This window comes from Rhodobacteraceae bacterium S2214 (genome assembly GCA_025141675.1).
Lineage (GTDB): Bacteria > Pseudomonadota > Alphaproteobacteria > Rhodobacterales > Rhodobacteraceae > Yoonia.
Genome location: CP081161.1, coordinates 1,576,090 through 1,595,020, shown reverse-complemented (window position 1 = coordinate 1,595,020; position 18,931 = coordinate 1,576,090). Strand labels below are relative to the sequence as shown.

The 18,931-nt window shown below is 56.1% G+C and carries 19 protein-coding genes; 8 read left to right on the top strand and 11 right to left on the bottom strand.

What is annotated here, in order from left to right:
* Nucleotides 1–115 precede the first annotated feature (115 nt).
* The 5 genes from K3729_07975 to K3729_07955 all read right to left on the bottom strand — a co-directional run bounded on the left by K3729_07975 (nucleotide 116) and on the right by K3729_07955 (nucleotide 4,797).
* A complete protein-coding gene (locus K3729_07975) occupies nucleotides 116–622 on the bottom strand; it encodes a CarD family transcriptional regulator (protein ID UWR00691.1) in 507 nt (168 codons plus the stop codon).
* 188 nt (nucleotides 623–810) lie between these two features.
* Nucleotides 811–1,146 (bottom strand): ferredoxin family protein, encoded by a 336-nt coding sequence (locus K3729_07970; protein UWR00690.1) that lies wholly within the window; start codon nucleotides 1,144–1,146, stop codon nucleotides 811–813.
* Between the two features lie 49 nt (nucleotides 1,147–1,195).
* Nucleotides 1,196–1,591, bottom strand: coding sequence for an RNA-binding S4 domain-containing protein (locus K3729_07965; protein UWR00689.1), 396 nt, complete (start codon nucleotides 1,589–1,591; stop codon nucleotides 1,196–1,198).
* Complete coding sequence (locus K3729_07960) at nucleotides 1,588–4,302, bottom strand: disulfide oxidoreductase (protein ID UWR00688.1); 2,715 nt, start codon at nucleotides 4,300–4,302, stop codon at nucleotides 1,588–1,590. Before K3729_07960 ends, K3729_07965 begins: the two co-directional genes overlap by 4 nt.
* A gap of 27 nt (nucleotides 4,303–4,329) precedes the next feature.
* A complete protein-coding gene (locus tag K3729_07955) occupies nucleotides 4,330–4,797 on the bottom strand; it encodes a tetratricopeptide repeat protein (protein UWR00987.1) in 468 nt (155 codons plus the stop codon).
* Between the two features lie 159 nt (nucleotides 4,798–4,956).
* Here K3729_07955 and K3729_07950 point away from each other — a divergent pair, with 159 nt between their 5' ends.
* The 5 genes from K3729_07950 (at nucleotide 4,957) to K3729_07930 (ending at nucleotide 10,722) form a co-directional block, all read left to right on the top strand.
* Nucleotides 4,957–5,244 (top strand): SCP2 sterol-binding domain-containing protein, encoded by a 288-nt coding sequence (locus K3729_07950; protein UWR00687.1) that lies wholly within the window; start codon nucleotides 4,957–4,959, stop codon nucleotides 5,242–5,244.
* A gap of 3 nt (nucleotides 5,245–5,247) precedes the next feature.
* A complete protein-coding gene (locus tag K3729_07945; GenBank protein ID UWR00686.1) occupies nucleotides 5,248–6,183 on the top strand; it encodes an alpha/beta hydrolase in 936 nt (311 codons plus the stop codon).
* A gap of 31 nt (nucleotides 6,184–6,214) precedes the next feature.
* Nucleotides 6,215–7,222, top strand: a complete 1,008-nt coding sequence (locus K3729_07940; GenBank protein ID UWR00685.1) for a ligase-associated DNA damage response exonuclease — start codon at nucleotides 6,215–6,217, stop codon at nucleotides 7,220–7,222.
* The gene (locus K3729_07935) at nucleotides 7,219–8,808 is read left to right on the top strand and encodes an ATP-dependent DNA ligase (GenBank protein UWR00684.1); all 1,590 of its coding nucleotides are present in this window, start codon (nucleotides 7,219–7,221) and stop codon (nucleotides 8,806–8,808) included. The genes K3729_07940 and K3729_07935 overlap by 4 nt, the downstream gene beginning before the upstream one ends.
* A 93-nt stretch (nucleotides 8,809–8,901) precedes the next feature.
* A complete protein-coding gene (locus tag K3729_07930) occupies nucleotides 8,902–10,722 on the top strand; it encodes a M3 family oligoendopeptidase (GenBank protein ID UWR00683.1) in 1,821 nt (606 codons plus the stop codon).
* 54 nt (nucleotides 10,723–10,776) lie between these two features.
* Here the strand turns inward: K3729_07930 and K3729_07925 are convergent, their stop codons facing one another.
* From K3729_07925 to K3729_07915, 3 genes are all read right to left on the bottom strand, one after another.
* Complete coding sequence (locus tag K3729_07925; GenBank protein ID UWR00682.1) at nucleotides 10,777–11,742, bottom strand: Gfo/Idh/MocA family oxidoreductase; 966 nt, start codon at nucleotides 11,740–11,742, stop codon at nucleotides 10,777–10,779.
* Between the two features lie 99 nt (nucleotides 11,743–11,841).
* Nucleotides 11,842–12,738, bottom strand: a complete 897-nt coding sequence (gene rpoH / locus K3729_07920; protein ID UWR00681.1) for an RNA polymerase sigma factor RpoH — start codon at nucleotides 12,736–12,738, stop codon at nucleotides 11,842–11,844.
* Between the two features lie 179 nt (nucleotides 12,739–12,917).
* Complete coding sequence (locus K3729_07915) at nucleotides 12,918–13,949, bottom strand: RluA family pseudouridine synthase (protein UWR00680.1); 1,032 nt, start codon at nucleotides 13,947–13,949, stop codon at nucleotides 12,918–12,920.
* Between K3729_07915 and K3729_07910 the strand changes: the two genes are divergently transcribed.
* Nucleotides 13,948–14,244 (top strand): hypothetical protein, encoded by a 297-nt coding sequence (locus K3729_07910; protein ID UWR00679.1) that lies wholly within the window; start codon nucleotides 13,948–13,950, stop codon nucleotides 14,242–14,244. The genes K3729_07915 and K3729_07910 overlap by 2 nt on opposite strands.
* A 44-nt stretch (nucleotides 14,245–14,288) precedes the next feature.
* On the opposite strand, the gene K3729_07905 is transcribed toward K3729_07910, so the two are convergent.
* Genes K3729_07905 through K3729_07895 form a run of 3 tightly spaced genes read right to left on the bottom strand, consistent with a single transcriptional unit; the run spans nucleotide 14,289 to nucleotide 17,319 of the window.
* Nucleotides 14,289–15,302, bottom strand: a complete 1,014-nt coding sequence (locus K3729_07905) for an extracellular solute-binding protein (GenBank protein UWR00678.1) — start codon at nucleotides 15,300–15,302, stop codon at nucleotides 14,289–14,291.
* Nucleotides 15,272–16,657 (bottom strand): sensor histidine kinase N-terminal domain-containing protein, encoded by a 1,386-nt coding sequence (locus K3729_07900; GenBank protein ID UWR00677.1) that lies wholly within the window; start codon nucleotides 16,655–16,657, stop codon nucleotides 15,272–15,274. Before K3729_07900 ends, K3729_07905 begins: the two co-directional genes overlap by 31 nt.
* On the bottom strand, nucleotides 16,654–17,319 hold the full coding sequence (locus K3729_07895; GenBank protein ID UWR00676.1) for a response regulator transcription factor: 666 nt from the start codon (nucleotides 17,317–17,319) through the stop codon (nucleotides 16,654–16,656). Before K3729_07895 ends, K3729_07900 begins: the two co-directional genes overlap by 4 nt.
* 155 nt (nucleotides 17,320–17,474) lie before the next feature.
* Between K3729_07895 and K3729_07890 the strand changes: the two genes are divergently transcribed.
* Both K3729_07890 and K3729_07885 read left to right on the top strand, forming a co-directional pair.
* A complete protein-coding gene (locus K3729_07890; GenBank protein UWR00675.1) occupies nucleotides 17,475–18,440 on the top strand; it encodes a tripartite tricarboxylate transporter substrate binding protein in 966 nt (321 codons plus the stop codon).
* The gene (locus K3729_07885) at nucleotides 18,440–18,928 is read left to right on the top strand and encodes a tripartite tricarboxylate transporter TctB family protein (protein UWR00674.1); all 489 of its coding nucleotides are present in this window, start codon (nucleotides 18,440–18,442) and stop codon (nucleotides 18,926–18,928) included. The genes K3729_07890 and K3729_07885 overlap by 1 nt, the downstream gene beginning before the upstream one ends.
* Nucleotides 18,929–18,931: the final 3 nt, after the last annotated feature.

The following is an 18,931-nucleotide window of genomic DNA, read 5'->3' as shown; positions in this document are numbered from 1 at the left end:
TCAATTTGCGCCATTCGTCTGATCGACAATGGCGACGGGCTGGCCCCCAATCCGACCCAACAAAAAAAGGGCGACACACGCGTGTCGCCCTTTTCCATTTCAAATGTTCGCAAAATTATGCGGCGCGACCAACCAAAACAGATGTCACTTCTTCGACCGCAGCCGTTTCGTCACTGCCTGCAACAACCGCAATCTCGCGTGTCAAACGCTCCAATGCCGCTTCATACAACTGACGTTCAGAATAGCTTTGCTCGCGCTGGTCGTCTTGACGATGCAGATCGCGAACAACTTCCGCAATCGCGATCAAATCGCCAGAGTTGATCTTTTGCTCGTATTCCTGCGCACGGCGGGACCACATGGCTTTCTTGACCTTCGCCTTACCACGCAGTGTTTTCATCGCATGTGACACAACGTCCGGCGTCGCAAGCGACCGCATACCAACGTCAATCGCCTTGTTTGTCGGCACACGCAGCTTCATCTTGTCTTTTTCAAAGACGATGACAAACATCTCAAGGTCGAAGCCCGCGACCTCTTCTTTTTCGACGGCAATAATTTTGCCGACACCGTGGGCTGGGTACACAACAAATTCGTTCGGGCTAAAGTCTAACTTCTTCTTGCTCATGATAGTCCTTTCATGGCGGTTATTGTGACACGCGACGACAAAAAACCGGCGGAACCAAAAGGTACCGTCGGATGCATGGCGTCTTCGGAATGTGTCAAATCGTAGCGTTCATTGCGGAAGAGTGTATCACAAAAAACGCCCCGATAAAAGCGGGGCGTTGGGAAAGGTCAAATGGGGGTAAACGTGGCTTAACCGCCTTCACCCGGGGCTTCGGAAAACAATTCCATCTTGCCTTCTTTGCCGTCCATTTCTTCCGCATTCGGAAGCTGGTCTTTCTTGGTGATGATGACCGGCCACATTTCGGAATACTTGCGGTTGAATTCAACCCACTTTTCCATGTCAGGCTCTGTGTCCGGACGGATCGCGTCAGCCGGGCATTCCGGTTCGCACACGCCACAGTCGATGCATTCGTCTGGGTGGATCACCAGCATGTTTTCGCCTTCGTAGAAACAATCTACGGGGCATACTTCCACACAGTCCGTGTACTTGCAGGCGATACAATTGTCGTTGACGATATAGGTCATAGCAGGGTCATCCGTTTATCTCTTGCCCCACCTAGGACAGAGTGTGCGGTCAATCAAGGTCCAAAGGACCATTCCCGCCCCGATGCGTCATCAAGTTCCGGCGATCACGTTTCGTCGGTCTACCTTTCCCATCAAAGCTAGGATTTTTGGAATGGGTGTTCCGCACCGGTTCGGGCGATAGATCTTCGTACAGCGCTTGCGCTTCTGGTGCGGGTCCGCGCCGTGTGCCGCACGCAACGATGCGGATTACCTTCGTGTCGGTTTCTTTCACAAATGTCAGTGTGTTACCGGGCCCCACGGATCGCGCGGGTTTGCTGACGGGGGTACCATCTACGCGGACTTTTCCCGCGGTAATGATCCCCGCCGCAAGCGAGCGCGATTTGAAAAACCGCGCTTGCCAAAGCCATTTATCAAGCCGGATCGTATCGCGGGCTTGGTCCGTCACTTGTTCTTAAGAGCTGCCAATGCCGCGAAAGGATTGTCAGGGTCAATCGCCTTTTCTTTACGCGGTTTTGCCTGAAAACTTTGCGGTTTATTGCTGTCGCGACCACCGGGTTTGCCCTTTGGCTTACCCTTACCGCGCGGCTTGTTGTCGCCACGTGGTTTATCACCGCGCCCTTGCGGACGACCGCCTTGGCGGTTTGCATTCGCACGACCGCCCCATGTGAAGGTATAGAACACCTCCATCTCGGGCGCTTCTTCAGTCGTTTCCTCGGACACTGCCGGTGCTTCTGACGCGTCGTCTGTCGCAGCTGGTGCTTCTGGCGCAGGTTTCACGGCTTTCACCTTGGCCCGCTCGCCCTTGTCGGCCTTGTAGCCGAGACCTATCATCAGATCCGCGAATTGATCCAACGTCATGCCCGTGATCGACAGCATATCTGCGGTGCCTTCAAAGCCACCGCGGCTATCTTGGTCGCGCAGCATATCTGCGAGGCGTTCCAGCATATCAATGCGAATCGCCCGTTCGCCTGCCGCGCGATAACCTGCCATGGCATAGTAGCCCGGTGCCGCGCCTTTTTCAGACGGGACTGTCACCAAACCCGGAGGTGGGGCTTCTGGGAATTCAGCAAGATCTTTGGCCAGCGACCACAGCACCAAGCGCAAACGCGTCGGCGCAGGCTTCAGCAGCAACGGCATAAAGATAGTGAACTGACCGAAACGGATACCGTGTTTGCGCAATGCGCCACGTGCGTCTTGATCGAGGTCTTTGACCTCTGCGGCAACTTCACCGCGTGGGACAATCCCGAATCCTTCGGCCAGACGGAATGCAAAGCCTTTGGCGATACCTTCCAGCGTGTCGTCGTTCTTCAAGCCGAGCAGCGGTTCAAACGCGGCGGCGACCTTGCGGTCAATGAAATGCTGCAGGCGGCGTTCCACCTTCGCGGCAACGTCAGCCCCGGCTTCATCGTCAACAAAAACAGCGACACCAGGCTTCAGGATATCGGATCCTGCCACCAGCTTACCCACCGCTTGGTCGCCCCACATCAGGCCGCCCTGTTCGGTGAAATCAATTTCAGTATCGGGGGCATTGTAGAATTTATCAGCACGCAGATGGAAATGCGGGGCCAATGCCGCCACACTTGCCTGACGCAGCGTTTTCGCCTCGTCGGGGCTGCCAGCTTTATCCATGCGGAACCGGAATCCTTCCAGCTTCCCCACAAATTCGCCTTCAACTGTTACTTCACCGTTCTCATTAACCTCGGCCACAAGGCTCTCCTTCTGCTTCAACCGCCGCAGCAAAATGCTGGTGCGCCGGTCGACAAATCTTTGGGTCAGCGCACCATGCAGTGCGTCTGATAAGCGATCTTCTACAGCGCGCGTAAGCTCACGCCAATGTGTTTCGTCACGAACCCACCCTTTGCGTTGGGCAACATAGGTCCACGTTCGGATGAACGCGAGGCGCTTAGACAATGTGTCTATGTCACCATCATGACGGTCAATCCGCGCAACCTGCAACGCCAGCCAGCTTTCGTCAACATGTCCTAGCTGATGCAAGTCGCTGTAAATACGGGTTAAAAGTGACGCATGTTCCCCGCGACTGATGCCACGGAAATCTGGAATGCGGCAAACGTCCCACAAAAGCCGCACAGACGGGCCATCTTTTGCCCGTGCCGCAATCAGCGGATCGTCGCCCAGCGCCTTAAGTGCGGCAAGGTCGTCGCTTTCGCGTACGCGGGTCAGCCATTGGTCGTCAGTGCGCATTTCCAACGTTTGCGTCAGGCGTTTGATCGAGCCGAATTGCAGGTCGCTATTGCGCCATTGCAGTTTTTTCACCGGCTGGAATTGGTGATCCATGATCGCCTGCGCGACGCCGTCGTCCAAGGCGGGCGCCTCACCTGTCACCCCAAACGTGCCGTTCGCCGTATGCCGCCCAGCGCGCCCCGCGATCTGCGCGAGTTCCTCTGGAAACAGATACCGCATCCGTTGCCCGTCGAATTTGGAAATCGCCGAGAACGCTACGTGATTGATATCAAGGTTCAGCCCCATCCCAATCGCGTCCGTCGCGACCAGATAATCAACGTCGCCGTTCTGATACATCTCCACTTGGGCGTTACGCGTCCGAGGGCTGAGCGCGCCCATGACCACGGCAGCGCCCCCTTTTGTACGACGTAGCAATTCGGCAATCGCATATACATTTTCAACCGAAAACCCGACAATCGCAGCCCTGCCCGGCATCCGACTTAGCTTTTTCGAACCTGAGTATGTCAGCTGGGACATCCGTTCACGGTACATAAACTGCGCCTGCGGAACCATCGCGGCAATTGCGGACCGCATCGTTTCAGCACCTAAGAATAGCGTCTCGCGCAAACCCCGCGCGTGCAAAAGACGGTCGGTAAAGATGTGACCGCGTTCCGCATCACCACATAATTGAATTTCATCGATAGCAAGGAAATCACATCCCATGCCTTCGGGCATCGCCTCAACCGTGCAGACCCAATATTGGGTGCGGGGCGGCACAATCCGTTCCTCGCCCGTCACCAAGGCCACAACACTTGGCCCTTTCACGGCAACGATCCGGTCGTAAACCTCGCGGGCAAGCAGGCGCAAAGGCAGGCCAATCACACCCGTCCTGTGCGACAACATTCGTTCAATCGCGTAATGGGTTTTGCCGGTGTTCGTCGGGCCAAGAACGGCCGTAATCCGGGAATTTTGCATGATAATAGTCCCCGGCGGGGCCAGCGATTAGATCGCTTGGCCCTCAATTTCTAAGGCAAGGCGTGCTAGCGCGTCGGTCGCGTCAGGTTCCAACGGATAAATCTCGAGAACCGCTTCATACGCCGCAATCGCTTCATCGCGGCGGCCCAGCTCTTCCATCAGGATACCCACACCAAACATCGCACGAAAATGACGTGGGTTTAGAACGAGCGTTTGACGCAAATCATCCAATGCAGGCCCCATCAGCCCCACACGAAAATAAGCGGTCGCACGGTGATGATACCCTTCGGCGAAATCAGGCGCATGATCGACCAAGGCTGTAAGATGCTCAATCGCGGCCTGATCATCCCCCTCTTCCAAGGCATCGCCACCACGGCGCAGCAACAAATCCATCGCAGCCGACCCGCTTTTTTCGAATCGCGCGATCACGCGGTCGGCGATCCGCGCATGATTGCCCTCATCCGCCTCGCTTAGCTCTTGAAAAAGCCCGTCCAAAGCGGTCTCTTGCGCGAAACTTTGGGTCGTTAACGTTAACGTCACTGCAAATGCCGTAACGGTACGTTTGATGAGATGTGTCAGCGTAGCCATAGTTGTAATGTAACGTGTCAGGCGGCTTTCGCCAGAGGGCATATAAGATTCAAAAAGGATAAACCGATGAGCGACGTAGTGAACGAGGCCGTAGCCCAGTTGAACGCAAAAATGGACGGTGGATTTGACGGCGGCACAGCCAAGTTCGTCATCGAAGACGAAGGGTCCATTATCATTGATGGCGACGGCGCGCGTGCAGCCGACGACGATGCAGATGTGACGCTGTCCGCGACCGCCGAAACATTCAAGGAAATCCTTGATGGCGAACAAAACCCGACAGCCGCTTTCATGACAGGCAAACTGTCAGTCGACGGCGACATGGGTCTTGCCATGAAATTGGCAGGCGTCCTGTAAACTATGGATATTGCACCGTTTCATGACGATGTCGCTTATGGTCCTGACGGCGGGGCGGCCCATTGGGTCACCACTGTCGACGGGCTGAAAATTCGTGTGGGTCATTGGACCGGCGCGGACGTCAAAGGAACGGTGCTTATTTTTCCGGGCCGCACGGAATACGTTGAAAAATACGGCGATGCGGCCCGCGAATTTCTTGATGCCAACTATGCGACAGTCTCCATCGACTGGCGCGGTCAGGGATTGGCCGACCGGATGGTTGGCGATCGACGCATGGGGCACGTGGGGAAATTTGCCGACTATCAAAAAGATGTGTCCGCTGTGATGGCACACGTCAAAGAACTTGGCCTTCCTGAACCCTATTACATGATCGGTCATTCCATGGGCGGTTGCATCGGTTTGCGGGCCTTGATGGAAGGTCTGCCGGTAAAGGCTGCCGCCTTTTCCGCGCCAATGTGGGGCATCGGCCTTTCGCCCGTCGTGCGTCCAGGCGCATGGGCCGTGTCGGCAGTTGCTGGCGCATTTGGAAAAGACAATGTTTTCGCACCGGGCCAGCCACCTGTGTCGTATGTGCTGCGCGAAGATTTCGACATCAACACGCTGACCAAAGACCGCGACATGTGGGATCGTCTTGTCGAACAACTTACCAAATACCCCGATCTGGCCTTGGGTGGCCCGTCGATCAGATGGTTAGGGGAATCGCTGCGTGAAATGCTGCGGTTATCGAACCGCCCGTCTCCCTCCACACCAACTGTCACCTTCTTGGGCACGAACGAAGATATTGTAGACCCTCAGCGCATCAAAGATCGCATGGCAAAATGGCCAAACGGCACCTTGCACATGATCGACAAAGGCGAACACGAGGTCATGTTGGAAATCCCAGCATCGCGCCGGTTTGTCTACGACACGATGATCGCCCACTTTAACGCGCATCCCTAGGCAAACGCACGAATAGCTCTATCCTTTGGGTATGGCAGACGTTCTTACCTTCACAGACCGCGGCATCTACTGTCCTGCTGGCGATTTTTATATCGATCCGTGGCAGCCCGTTGATCGGGCCCTGATCACGCACGGACATTCCGATCATGCGCGTTGGGGCATGAACCATTACCTTGCAACCGCCGCCGCTGCCCCCGTCATGCGCCACCGTTTAGGCGACGTGTCGCTCGACACGATCAATTACGCAGAGACGCGCCAAATCGGGGGTGCTACCGTTTCCTTTCATCCCGCCGGACACGTACCAGGGTCTGCGCAGATCACGGTCACAGTGAAAGGCGAAACATGGGTCGCGTCAGGGGACTACAAAACAGTGGCCGACGGCCTGTCAGAGCCATTTGAACCCGTCCGCTGCCACGCGTTTATCACCGAATGCACGTTCGGATTGCCAATCTTCAAATGGACACCCGAAGACATCCTGACGACCCAGATCAACGATTGGTGGGCCGCAAACAAAGCCGCAGGTAAAACATCCGTTCTTGGTGCCTATGCTCTTGGAAAAGCTCAACGATTGCTGACCACAGTGAACGCCGACATTGGCCCGATCCTGACCCACGGGGCGATTGAAAACACCAACGACATTTTGCGTGGTCAGGGCATCGCTTTGCCCGACACGATCCGGGTCACTGCCGAAACAAACGTCAAAGATTACGCTGGCGCCTTGGTGCTCGCGACGCCATCCGCGATGGCAGGGTCATGGATGAAGAAGTTTGGCCCGACCTCGACCGCATTCGCCAGCGGCTGGATGGCGCTACGCGGTGTGCGGCGCAGGCGCGGGGCCGATCGTGGGTTTATCGTGTCTGACCATGCCGACTGGGATGGGCTGAACGCGGCAATCAAAGCGACGGGTGCCGAAAAAATCTTTGCCACCCACGGCTACACGGACGCCTTCCACAAATGGTTGCGCGAAGAAGGATATGATGCCCACGTCGTGTCCACAGAATACAACGGCGAAGACACAACAGAGGCGGACGACGCATGAAGGACTTCGCCCAGTTATTCGCCCGCATCGACGAATCCACCAAAACAACCGCCAAAGTCACAGCACTCGCAGACTATTTCACGACCGCCCCTGACGACGACAAACTTTGGACGATCGCACTGTTTTCGGGCCGTCGCCCGAAACGGACCATCACAGCCGGAAAACTCCGCACATGGGCGGCAGAGGTCGCAGGCCTGCCCGATTGGCTGTTCGAAGAAAGCTACAACATCGTCGGCGATCTGGCCGAAACGATTTCACTTGTTCTGCCACCACCGGAACAGACGGCGGATCAGTCCCTGACCCACTGGATTGAAACGATAAAACAACTTGGCACACTGGACGACGACGCTCGTAAAACAGGCATCATCGACGCGTGGAACACCCTGCCCGACATGCAAAGGTTCTTGTTTACAAAACTTCTGACTGGCGGGTTTCGTGTCGGTGTCAGCACCAAACTGATGACCCGCGCCTTGGCCAAAGCGACCGACCAAGACGAAGCCGCTCTGACCCACAAATTGATGGGCAACTGGACGCCCGAAACCACAACATTTCACGCCCTAATCGAAGCGAATGATCCCACCGCAGACCTATCGCGCCCCTACCCGTTCTACCTCGCCTATGGATTGGACACGCTCGACGACCTTGGCGAACCAACGGATTGGAACGCGGAACGCAAATGGGACGGTATTCGCGGCCAGTTCATATTGCGCGGCGGCGAACACCACCTCTGGTCACGCGGCGAAGACCTGATGACAGATCGCTTCCCCGAATTCGCCCAACTGAAAGATTATCTGCCGGACGGGACCGTCATTGACGGCGAAGTATTGGCTTTCGCCAACGATGCCCCCCTCTCGTTCAACGCGCTGCAAAAGCGGATCGGCCGCAAAACCGTTCCGAAAAAGCTGCTGACCGAGGCCCCCGTGATCTTGATGGCCTACGACCTGCTGGAACAAGACGGAACCGACATTCGCGATCAACCCTTGTCTGACCGACGCGCTGCGCTGTCCGCCATCATCGACGCGGCCCCTGACACGGCACCGATCAAATTATCGCAAAGCGTTGCCTTTCAAACGTGGGACGATTTGGCAGCGGAGCGCGATAAATCCCGCGACCTGAACGCCGAAGGGCTGATGCTGAAGAACAAGCACAGCCCGTATTTGGCAGGACGCAAACGCGGTGACTGGTGGAAATGGAAGGTCGATCCGCTAACAATCGACGCCGTCATGATTTACGCGCAGGCAGGCCACGGCAGGCGCGCCAACCTGTTCACCGATTACACCTTTGCGGTCTGGAACGGCAACGAACTGACCCCCTTCACCAAAGCGTACTCCGGCCTGACCGACAAAGAGTTTCGCGAAATCACCGCATGGGTGCGCAAAAATACGCTGCAAAAATTCGGGCCCGTCCGCCAAGTGCCGCCCGAACACGTGTTCGAGATCGCGTTCGAAGGTATCCAAGCGTCCCCGCGTCACAAATCCGGCGTCGCTTTGCGTTTCCCGAGGATGCTGCGCTGGCGGCACGATAAACCGGTATCCGAGGCGAACACGCTTGATGATTTGAAACAGATGCTCGCGCTATACGGATGAACCGGCGCATTTGTTCGCACAAAACCGAGCGAGCCTTTTAACACAGGCCGCAATTGCCTATGTACGACTGGAAAGTTCAGAAGAGGTTCCAAGATGCGTAGTCATCCCCAAGTCCATGATGCAAATCCCGCTGGTGGGCACAATCAATTTGGCGATTTGCCAGAATGGGATCTGACCGATTTGTACCCCAGCCCCGATGGTCCGGAAATTACAAAGGACATGGATTGGCTGGACACAGCCTGTGCCGATTTCGCCAGCGACTACGAAGGCAAGCTTGATACGCTCGACGCGGCTGGCCTGCTGAAGGCGGTACAACGCTACGAAGAAATCGACGTCATTGCGGGTCGCATCATGTCCTACGCGGGCTTGCGGTACTACCAGATCACAACTGACAGCGACCGCGCGAAGTTTATGGCGGATATGCAGGACAAAATTACTGCTTTCACAACGCCGCTGGTGTTTTACGGTCTGGAATTTAACCGGCTTGAAGATGACCATCTTGCGGGCCTGTTGGACGCCAATGCGGATCTTGCCCGTTACAAACCGGTGTTTGACCGTATGCGGGCGATGAAACCGCATCAACTGTCTGACGAGCTGGAAAAATTCCTGCACGACCAATCCACTGTCGGCTCTGCCGCATGGAACCGCCTTTTCGATGAAACAATGGCTGGTCTGGAATTCGAAGTGAACGGCGAAACGCTGAACCTCGAAGCAACGCTCAACCTGCTGACCGAACAGGACCGCAGCAAACGCGAAGCCGCAACGCACGCGCTTGCCGACGTCTTCCAAGAAAACATCAAGATCTTCGCTCGCGTACACAACACGCTCGCCAAGGAAAAAGAGATCGAAGACCGCTGGCGCAAAATGCCGTCTCCACAAGCCGGTCGGCACTTGTCTAACCACGTCGAAGCGGAAGTTGTCGAAGCACTACGTGACGCCGTCGTCTCAGCCTACCCGCGTCTGTCGCACCGATATTATGCGTTGAAAGCCAAATGGTTAGGGCTGGACCGGATGGAAACGTGGGACCGCAACGCGCCCCTCCCCATGGAAAGCGAACGCCTGATCGGCTGGGATGAAGCGCAGCAAACCGTGATGGACGCTTACGCTGACTTTGCGCCAGAAATGGCCGATCTCGCGAAACCGTTCTTCACCGACGGCTGGATCGACGCGCCCGTGAAACCGGGCAAAGCACCGGGTGCATTTGCGCATCCAACAGTCACAACGGTGCACCCATACGTCATGCTAAACTACTTGGGCAAACCACGCGACGTGATGACGCTCGCCCACGAATTGGGCCACGGTGTGCATCAGGTATTGGCGGCCGAACAAGGTGAACTGCTGTCGTCCACGCCACTGACGCTCGCCGAAACGGCGTCGGTGTTCGGCGAAATGCTGACCTTCCGCAAACTGCTGGAAGGCGCGAAGACGAAAGAAGAACGCAAGGTTCTGCTCGCTGGTAAAGTCGAGGACATGATCAACACGGTCGTGCGCCAAATCGCGTTCTATGATTTTGAATGCAAACTGCACGCAGCACGCGCGCAGGGCGAACTAACGCCAGACGACATCAACGCGCTTTGGATGTCCGTACAGGCCGAATCCCTTGGCGAAGTCTTTGATTTCACACCGGGATACGAAACTTTCTGGGCCTACATCCCGCACTTCGTGCATTCGCCGTTTTACGTCTACGCCTATGCATTCGGGGACGGTTTGGTAAACGCGCTTTATGCGGTCTACGAAGAAGGCGACCCCGACTTCAAAGACAAATACTTCGACATGCTCAAAGCGGGCGGTTCAAAACATCACAAAGAACTGCTCGCCCCGTTCGGGCTTGATGCCTCTGACCCGAAATTCTGGGACAAAGGTCTGTCGATGATCGAAGGCTTCATCGACGAACTCGAAGCGATGGAAGACTAAATAAAAGGGGCGGCATGGTTCACATACCGCCCTTTTTCATTCCGCCAAAGCAACTTACTTCGCTGCGGCGTAAATCATATCCAACATCTGTTGCGTGCCGCGGCTCCATTCCAGCGGCACGGGGTATTCCGCGTTCCCCCTTGCGGCAGCGCTGAAATTCTCGACCTGCCGCACGTAATGGTTTTCCGCAGGCCAACGTTCAACATGACGCGGCGCGTCCTTCCGATCCAAAATCAGCTCAGCCACATCCGCCTTGTTCGCGTTAAACGGACAGGTCAGGCGCAACACGCCGGTGGTTCCGTGGAACGTCATCTGCTGATAATTCATCATCCGCATTGATACGACGGCAGAGAAAGTACAGCTTTCGAAATTCGCAGCAATTTGGGCGAACACATCAACGCCATTCTCATAGCGCAGGTTCGCAAGCGTGATGCTCTGCGGTTCCTGCCCCGATACAAGCCGTGCGGCACCGATAGGATAGACGCCGATATCAGGCAGCGCACCGCCGCCCTTGGCCGGATCGTGGCGAATATTGTCCAGATCGCCCGCGTTATTATAGCTGAACGTGCCGTCAATATGGACCAGTTCGCCAATCGCGCCGGATTGGACCAATTCCCGCGCACGGGCGAACTGTGCATGATGCGGGATCATGAATGCCTCGGCGGCAATCAATCCGGACTTGTCCCGCGCCGCAATCAGGTCGTCGAAATCGGACTCTTTCAACGCAATCGGCTTTTCGCACAACACATGCTTGCCCGCCTCCAGTGCCTTGATCGTCCAAGGGACGTGCAAATGGTTCGGTAACGGAATGTAGATGGCCGCAATCTTTGGATCGGCAAGCATGGCATCGTAGTCTGTGTAAACGGCGATATCCGGCGCATAGGCCTGAAACCCTTTGGCTTTGTCGACGGACGATGTTGCCAGCGCCGCAAAATTCGCACCCTTTGCCGCGTGGATTGCAGGCGCCATGTTATCGCGAGCAAAGCTTGATGCGCCCAAGACGCCCCATTGAATTGTCATGTGGTTTCTCCCATTTCGGGCAACGTAGCGGGTCCCTGAAACAAACAAAAGCCGCCGCAGTTTCCCGCGACGGCCTGTATTTCAAATTCTAAGCTGCAGTTAAGCTGTTTCCAGCATCCCACGTTCGCGGGCCAGCTTGTGCATTTCAGACTGCAGCTTTTCAAATGCGCGGACTTCAATCTGGCGAATCCGTTCGCGCGACACATCGTATTTCCCGCTCAGATCTTCGAGCGTGATCGTTTCCTCGGCCAAGCGGCGCTGCATCAGGATGTCCTTTTCACGGTCATTCAACACACCCATTGCCTCGGCCATGATTTCACGACGTGCGTCCAGTTCGTCATGCTCTTCGTAATCCGACGCAGTGTTCGCGCTTTCATCTTCAAGCCAATCCTGCCACTGCATTGTCCCTTCGCCTTCGGACCCGACAGTGGCGTTCAACGACGCATCACCACCCGACATCCGACGGTTCATGGAAACAACTTCAGTCTCAGTCACACCAAGATCGTTCGCGATGCGTGCCACGTTTTCAGGACGCAGATCACCCTCTTCCAACGCACCAATCCGGTTCTTCGCCTTACGCAGGTTAAAGAACAATTTCTTCTGCGCTGATGTCGTCCCGAGCTTCACAAGTGACCAAGACCGCAGGATATATTCCTGAATAGACGCACGGATCCACCACATCGCATAGGTCGCCAAGCGGAACCCTTTTTCAGGATCAAACCGCTTCACAGCCTGCATAAGACCAACGTTCGCTTCGGATATCACTTCGGCCTGCGGCAGGCCGTAGCCGCGATAACCCATCGCAATCTTCGCAGCCAAACGCAGGTGAGACGTCACCATCTGGTGCGCCGCATCCGTATCTTCGTGGTCAACCCAACGTTTCGCGAGCATATATTCCTGCTCCGGCTCCAACATCGGGAACTTGCGGATTTCTTGCATATAACGGTTCAGCCCCTGTTCCGGGGACGGTGCTGGTAAATTTGCGTAGCTACTCATGTTTTATACTCCCTACCCTAAAATGGGCGGCCCTATGTTTATGGGCTTAACATGGATATGGGGCCAGTATTGGACCTATTCAAGTGGCCCTACCCCAAATTCGTATTCAATATATGAACACGCCGCGCCGATTGGGGAAGTGGTATTACTGTGCGATCACGCACATGGGACTGTATGTTTCAGCCCTGACCGCCAAGCGCGCGCAGAAGTACGGCCATATCGTCAGGCATCGGCGCTTCAAATTCGATCTCGTCACCGGTGACGGGATGGACGAAACCCAATGTCGCCGCGTGCAACGCTTGCCTGCGGAAACCAGCCACAGCGTCAACACCTGCTTGGCCCACAGCTTTAGGCGACAATTTGCGCCGTCCACCGTAAACCGGATCGCCGATCAGCGAATGCCCGCAATGGGCCATGTGAACACGAATTTGGTGGGTGCGCCCCGTCTCCAACCAGCATTCCAGCAACGCGGCAACCGGCGGCGTACCCAACGATTGCACAATCCGTGCTCGCGTCACCGCATGACGGCCCGTTTCAAACGACACGGCCTGACGTTGACGGTCTGTCTTATGACGACCCAAAAACGTCTGAACCCGCAGGATGTTTGACGCCTCGAACGACGCGCCCTTGATCCCACGCAGGCGTGGATCATTCGACGACGGCTCACCATAGCACAGCGCCAGATACCGTCGTTCGACCGAATGGTCCGCGAATTGCTTGGCCAAACTATGGTGCGCGCGATCAGATTTCGCAGCAACCAGCAAACCGGTGGTTTCTTTATCAATCCGGTGCACGATCCCGGGGCGTTTCATGCCGCCCACACCGCTCAGCGTTTCGCCACAATGGTGGATCAGCGCATTCACAAGCGTCCCACCGGGCGTGCCCGGGGCCGGATGAACGACCATGCCGCTGGGTTTGTTCACAACGATTAGATCATCGTCCTCATACACGACATCCAAAGGGATATCCTCGGCCCCGATATGGCTTTCTTCCGCGACCTCAACTGCAATCGCGATCTCGGCATCCTCAGCCACCCGAAACCGCGGGTCTGTGACCACGACGCCATCCACCTTCACCGATCCATCCGCGATCAGCTTTGCAAGACGCGACCGCGACAGCGATGCTTCCTCTGGCACATCACGGGCCAACGCCTTATCAAGACGCGGCGGCGGATTGTCCGCGATGGAGAAGTTTACAATGGTCGCAGACATGAATGATGTTCCCGAGGCGCTTCCGCCACATCTGACCTACCTGAAACGGCTGGTCACGGTGCTGACGGTTGTGATGATTGCGGGCTTCATACTGATGATCACAATGCTTGTCATCCGCTTGAATCGCGACCCCTTGCCTTTGCCGGACCGGATCACCCTGCCCGAAGGCACCAGCGCCTATTCGTTCACCCAAGGTCAGGACTGGTTTGGCGTGGTGACCACAGACAATCAAATCCTCGTCTATGACCGCGCGAGCAACAGGCTGATCCAAACGATTGATGTCACGGTCCCCTAGTTTCTTTGACGCCCTCCAAATCCCCGCCGGAGGCTCCCGCACCGTCAGTCTTGCACAACAGCAGCGGTCCATTCGTTCAAAAACTGCTGACGCATTAACGGATCGACAAACACTAATAAGCCGGGGTCCAACCGTATCGGACGCAAATGCGGCCCCGCCGCCAAAGCCGCTTCATTGATACGCGGTAAACCCGTTTCATCTTCAATCAACCGCTGACCTTCCTCGGACAACAAAAAATCCAAGAACGATGCACCTAGATCCGACCGCGTGGCCGTGCGCGGGATCAAAGCGGTTCGCAACAAAACATGCGTAAAATCCAGCGCTTCGATGATAATGGCGTCGCCTTCCGTCAGTCGCTGTGACGCGTAAGACCCCAAGACATTGTAAGCAATCGCAAGTTCGCCGGATTGAACGCCTGCGATCATATCGCCAGTGGTGGTGTATAACTTGGGATCAAGACCACCAATCACCTCGGCCAGCCGCCAACTCGAATCCGACTGACGCGCATCTTGGGTGGCGAACAAATACCCCGCACCGGATCGCGCTGGATCATAAGTGCCAATCCGGCCTGTGAAGGTCGCAGGGTCATCGCGCAAAACGTCAATCAAATCTGCGCGCGTGCGAGGCGGGTTCGCACCAAATGCAGTCGTCGAGGCGATAATGACGACAGGTTCTTGCGCAAATGCAAATAGCTGATCGCGCCACCGCGCCCACCCCGGCAGGCCAATCGTTTCATCCGATCCATGCGCCGTTGCAAAGCCATCGTTCGCAAGCTTCAGCTGCAAATCCATCGCAGACGAAATCACCAGATCAAATGGCGCTTCTTCTTGAACCGCAGCATAGACTTGCTGACTGTTGGCAACCGTATAGCGCAACGTCACGTCCGGATTCGTGGATTGGAATGCTGCGATCAAAGGTGCGAATGCTTCGGTGTCTGTCGTCGACAAGATCGACAGTTCAACGGCTCCGCCTTCAAAAACGGTTTCTTCTTCGATTTCATACGCATCGCACAACGACGCCAGAACGCTTAAGCCAGCGGCAGCAACAAAATGGCGCATGTGCCACCTCCCGATCTCTCTGTTATCTCAAAACTTCCGCCGATAGCACGGGCCACGTCGCGCACGATAGTCAGCCCAAGACCGGACCCGATGACATCGCCAACATTTTCGCCACGCCGAAATCGGCCAGCCAATTGCGCCGTATTCCCCGCACCGATCCCACGACCACGATCGAGCACCTTCAGCATCGCCATGCGATCCTTCACGCTCAGTTCTACGTCGACTTCACTATCCGCAAAGGAGTATTTCACCGCATTATCAATCAGGTTGCGCAGCGCGCTTTCGATCAAGAGCCGATCGAACTGCAGCTCGATCACATCGTCAGGTACACAGGTCCCCAACGCGATGTCGCGCATATCCGCCGTCGGTGAAAAGCTATCAACAACATCCAAAACCAAAGGACCAAGCGCAACCTGTTCGTCCGCACGCTGATCCGTGCGATAAACAACGGTCGCGTGATCCAATAACTGCCCTGCAGAGCGTGCACTGTCATCTACCGCCCTGATTACATTGCGCAATGTCGCCCGCAGCGCATCGTCATCGGTCTGCCGCATCGCAATTTCGGCCTGGACGCGAACCGTCGCAAGCGGCGTCCGCACGTGATGGGCCGCTTCAGTGATAAAGGTTTCCGTGCGCGTCAATGCGCCCCGAAGCCGTGCGATAAACCCGTTCAACGCGTGCATCAGCGGGGCTAATTCCGTCGGCACCGCGCGTTCCACAGGACGTAAATCTTGCGGGCCGCGTCGCCCCATCGCTTCGGCCAATCGGTTCAGTGGGGTCAGGACAGACCGCGCAGTAAAAATGGAAAGGATCGCTGCAAAGGCGAAGAACCCAAGACCTAGGGCCGCTGCCCGATTAGCCATCTGTCGCGAAATCGCTTCTTGGGCTGTCCGCGTTTGCGCCACCAAGACCGTCACCACCTGTGATGTGCCATCGACAAGAACCGACCTTGAAACCGCACCAGTCCGCACCGTAACCCCCTGATATACCTGCGAAGTAAACGTTGGGGTAAGCCCGCTTAACGACGTGTTCGGCAACGGCAAATCCGCGTAACCAGTGACCGTCTCTTCGCCAACCAATATGCGATAAAATACGCGATCCTGCCCCGTAGCCCCCAACATCGAAAAGGCCGCGTAAGGAATTTCGACGGTAATACCGTCTTCGCCACCGCGTAATTCCTCTGCAATCGCAACCGTCGCCGCACCCAAAATCGCATCCTGAGTTGTTTCCACGGCGGCATCTGCAACCGTACGGACGGACAGATATAACAGCCCCGCCAGCACAGCGGCCACAACAAGCAGAATCAGAACCAGCCTTTGGCGAATCGATCCTGCCGGACTGAACAGGTTTTTCATGATTCCGTCAGCCGATATCCAACACCACGCACCGTCTCGATCTTGGCGCGAGACCCTTCCAATTTCTTGCGTAGACGGCCAACGTAAACCTCAATTGCATTGTCGGTCACGGCCTCTGCCGCGGACAGCAATCGGTCGCATAATTGGGCCTTGGAATAGATGCGATCAGGTGCTGCGACCAAGACCTCGAACAACCTCAATTCACGGTTCCGCAGTTCACGTGTTTCGCCCGCAAACGTGACGGTTGCCGCGAGCGGATCAAACGTCAAATCAGCATAGCTTAATGCCGTTTGCGCAGCACCACCACGACGCCGGACAACCGCACGAACTCTGGCCTCTAACTCTGCAAAATCAAACGGTTTTGTGACGTAGTCATCCGCACCCGTATCTAACAATGCAACGCGATCCGCGACCGCCGAACGTGCGGTCATAACGATCACAGGCGTGTCCCGTTTTGCGCGCCTTTGGGATGCCAGAAAATCGCGCCCATCCCCGTCAGGCAACATGATATCAAGCAGGATCAAATCATAACGCGCAGCCGCCAAGTGATCTTCTGCATCCGACAGCGAAACAGCCCAGTCAACGGCGTGCCCATCCAGCGACAATCGCGTCTGCACAGACTGCCCCAAATCATGGTTATCCTCGACCAACAGAAATCGCACCGGATCGCCTCTTTTTCATAAACTGCACATTTCCTGAGCACCTGTCAGGTTGCTGTCAGGTTGGGACCAAAACCTAAGGGCACGCAAGGGGGGAGCTTGGCGTGACGAAACGACAACGACCTCCCACGCAATGTGAATACTGGGAGGAAAATCACATGAAAAAGACGCTTCTTGGCGCAATCGCCACCAGCGCACTCTTCGCCTTTTCGGGCACTGCGTCCTATGCCGCAGAATGCATCGCACCTGCGAACCCGGGCGGTGGCTGGGATTTCACATGCCGCCAGATCGGCAAAATCTTGTATGATATCGATGCAGTAGACAGCCCTGTTCAGGTCACCAACATGCCAGGCGCTGGTGGTGGTTTGGCGTATAACCACGTTGTCACCGAACGTGCTGACGATGCAGACCTGATCATCGCGGCTTCTTCAGCAACAACAACTCGTCTGGCCCAGAACGCCTATGCAGGCATGACAGCCGATCAGGTTCGTTTTGTGGGTGCCATCGGTGCTGATCCGGGCATCATCGCAGTTGCCGCTGACAGCGAATATCAAAGCCTGAACGATCTGGTCGATGCGATCTTGGCAGAGCCGGGTTCCGTGGCCTTCGCAGGTGGGTCTGCGGTTGGTGGCTTTGATCACCTCAAGCCATTGATGGTCCTGAAAGAAGCTGGCTTCACAGACATCGGTTCTGTAAAATACATCGGCGTTGACGGTGGTGCAGACGCGATCACGCAGACAGTCGGCGGTTTCACCCAAGCAATGACAGGCGACATGTCCGAAGTTGTGTCCTTCCTCGAAAACGGTGACATCCGCGTTATTGCGGTACTCACAGACGAACGCGTTCCGGGCTTTGACGACATCCCAACGGCGACCGAACAGGGTTACCCTGTTGTGGCCGTCAACTGGCGTGGTCTGTATGTGCCAAAAGACATCAGCGATGAGCAGTTTGATGCGTGGGCTGGCAAACTTCAGCAGGTTGCAGACAGCCCAGAGTGGGCGCAAGCAATGGCTGATAACGGCCTGGCACCATTCACTAAAGTTGGCGGCGACTTCCAGTCATACGTTGACGGCCTCGTCGCAGACATCGCGAGCATGAGCGCTGAACTGGGGGTTACTCAGTAATGGCATCAGACCGTATTTTCGGTCTGGTTACCCTGATCACGGCAGCCGCGTATATCGCGGCTGCCACTCAGATCCAGACGAATATGTTTTCGGGTGAATTCTTGCCCAAGCTCTTTCCCCTCATGATCGGGGGCGTCGCTGCGCTGTCGTCTTTGGTCTTAATCTTCAAACCCGACCCCGACCCTGATTGGCCCGCATCCCGCACATGGGGTGGGCTGTTCATCGCCGTTCTCGTGTTGGCCGTCTATGCCGTGATGATCACGCCGCTTGGCTTTGTTCTGCCAACCGCGATCACTGCCGCAATCCTAAGCTATCAAATTGCGCCGCACGCTGGCAAAGCCGCGTTGACCGGGCTTGGATTAGCCATCGGTCTGTTCGTGATCTTCAAATATATTCTCATGCTGGGCAACATCGTGGCCTACCGCGTGCCAACCCCAGCCAAGCTGTGGGACGCCATCAGCATTCTCATTCCATTCGTGGGGCACTAATCC